The sequence below is a fragment of the Neobacillus sp. NRS-1170 genome (assembly GCF_050468025.1).
The window spans coordinates 1-2,166 of the sequence record NZ_JBITPF010000142.1 but is presented as its reverse complement, the minus strand read 5'-3'; the positions used below and the strand labels follow the sequence as shown (position 1 = coordinate 2,166).

At 32.5% G+C, this 2,166-nt stretch carries 4 protein-coding genes; 2 read left to right on the top strand and 2 right to left on the bottom strand.

Translation table 11 applies throughout. The annotated features are described in order from the left end of the window. Positions 1 to 189: 189 nt before the first annotated feature. Together ACIFOT_RS32535 and ACIFOT_RS32530 are read right to left on the bottom strand one after the other, a co-directional pair. On the bottom strand, positions 190 to 363 hold the full coding sequence (locus ACIFOT_RS32535; protein ID WP_430073160.1) for a hypothetical protein: 174 nt from the start codon (positions 361 to 363) through the stop codon (positions 190 to 192). Positions 364 to 523: 160 nt separating this feature from the next. Next, on the bottom strand, positions 524 to 748 hold the full coding sequence (locus tag ACIFOT_RS32530) for a hypothetical protein (protein ID WP_430073159.1): 225 nt from the start codon (positions 746 to 748) through the stop codon (positions 524 to 526). Between the two features lie 433 nt (positions 749 to 1,181). On the opposite strand from ACIFOT_RS32530, the gene ACIFOT_RS32525 reads away from it, so the two are divergent. Beyond that, positions 1,182 to 1,769 carry a hypothetical protein gene (locus tag ACIFOT_RS32525; protein ID WP_430073156.1) on the top strand — a complete coding sequence of 196 codons (588 nt, stop codon included), beginning with the start codon at positions 1,182 to 1,184 and terminating at the stop codon, positions 1,767 to 1,769. Positions 1,770 to 1,936: 167 nt separating this feature from the next. Next, positions 1,937 to 2,166: hypothetical protein (locus ACIFOT_RS32520; protein ID WP_430073153.1), on the top strand; the 230-nt coding region annotated here is incomplete at its 3' end.

Below are 2,166 nucleotides of genomic sequence, written 5' to 3'. Positions count from 1 at the left end.
CAAGAGGCTCAGCCTTTTTTAAAAAACTGGTTTTTCTGGGTCTGTTTTTTCATGCCCTTTTTCCGTTTTTATTTTCATGGGAGTTCAATAAATACCCCCAAAATTAGAATAAATTTCCACCGTTAGCTATGGCACTTTCAAACAGTTCTTTATAATGATTTACACCAAGTTTTTTTCAAGAAAGTTTATTTACCTCCAAAATTCAGCTTCATTTATTCCTTCAAAATCTTTTGTCAGAAAGTACGCTAGATTGTGGAATACGTGGGCAATATGGAAAGCCTCTTCATGAGTGCTATTATTTTTTATATCTACAAATGCTTGATATATCAAAACTTTATAAGCGTACTTTTTCTTATTTTCCATTCTACACATCCAGTATGATATGAAATATTTCAATTTTTTTGTTCAACTATCCTCCATCCGTTAGTGCAAAAAAAGGATCGCCGCAGCCATCCCAATCTTTAACATAAGGCCCCGTTACTTTAAGTGTATTTTTTCACATATATAATTCGATTTATTATAATTATGACTCTGCCCGATTTTTAAAAATAGTAAGTATTTCTTCTAAATTATTAGGTCCTCCTGCTCCATGAAACTTATATTTATACTTATCAAATTCAATCCAACAATCCAGCCAAAATAAGAGAAGCGGCGACTGTCCTCGCATAAACTTATCAAACTCCGCCTGCACTTCAGTCGTGTAACATATTAATTCCCCACTGAAAATACCACCATCTCCCTGGACCAAATGCCTAACCCCCATCGTGGGCTACTACAAGGATAAATACCCAGTCTCTTTTTTCCATAAAAACATCCCCTCTCTAATAAAATTGTTTCTATCGAACAATGGTAGCATAGTTTTTTCCAATGCATAAAAATAGTTCTATTTAAGCCTCGGTGAATCTTGTTTTTCTTCACTATCTACCCATAAATATCTCCCTCTTTTATTGGAAAATTCATATTTAAATCTTTAAAGGACGGAATACGATATATGAATACCAGCACAGCTATGGTTCCCATTTCTATTACTAGGTATATAGTCTAGTGTCTTATCATTTTAATTGCCTATTTTTTCAATTAAGTTATGAATAAAAAGGCTATTTCATTAGGACAACATAATCCAGTGATACATATCTATGGAGTGTAAATATATCTAATTAATTTAAGGAGGAGAATTTTATATGGATAAAGACATGTTTAAATATTTTTTAGGTAGAGTAATTAGGGTTGATCGAGGCGGACCAGAATCCAGAATTGGGAAGTTAATGGATGCAAGTGACGATTATATCGTCCTTCTCACGGAAGATGATGGGATCGTTTACTACAACACTCATCATATTAAAAGTTTTACAGAAGATATAAAGGGGCAGATGGAATTCAATATTGAAGTCCCTAAAGATTTCGAATTTAAAAAAGCGGCTAATTTCCAAAACCTACTTAACTCATTGAAATTTCAATGGGTAAAAATTAATCGTGGCGGTCCTGAGAAGTTAGAAGGGGTACTCAGTGATATAACTAAAGATTTTGTTTCTGTGATCAATAAAGAGGAACTCGTTCGCCTTCCCATGTTTCACATTAAAAATATTAGTTATGGAGTAAAAATTGAAAAGGATGAAGAAGCAAAATCTTATAACCAATCTAGTAACAAAGCTGGAAGCCAATCAAGTTACCAATCAAAAATGGCTGAATCCGAAAAACGCCAGTCAAGTCAAAAAGTTGTAAAATCAAACGATTACAGTCGAAATAAAAAATATAAGACCAAATATTAGCATAAAGGTAACTTCGCAATAAACATCCATTTAAGATGAAGAAAGTAAGTGATTTATCAGATCTCTAATCCACAATGAAAATGTTTTTCGAAATTATTCAAAAACCAACCAAAATTAAGTTTTTTAAGATCCTCACGTACACTTCTGCATATAAAGGTGGTTAAATTATGGGTTTTCAAAGAATAGATAAAAGCGAACAAAATATGGGTACCAAGGTAGACAACAGTTTTAATAAAGTTCAAAATGCGCTGGATATGAATTCGATTATGTTACAAATGGCAGCAAACCTTCTCAAAAACGATTCGTTAATGACTTCTGTTACAGAACTTAGTAAAGATTTAAAAAAAGAAAATGCAGACATGACTGAAAAATTTGTAAATAACACCAATGAAATATC

Excerpts from the sequence above, each read along its gene's own strand:
- ACIFOT_RS32535 (WP_430073160.1), bottom strand. The coding sequence starts at position 363 with ATGGAAAATAAGAAAAAGTACGCTTATAAAGTTTTGATATATCAAGCA.
- ACIFOT_RS32525 (WP_430073156.1), top strand. The coding sequence starts at position 1,182 with ATGGATAAAGACATGTTTAAATATTTTTTAGGTAGAGTAATTAGGGTT.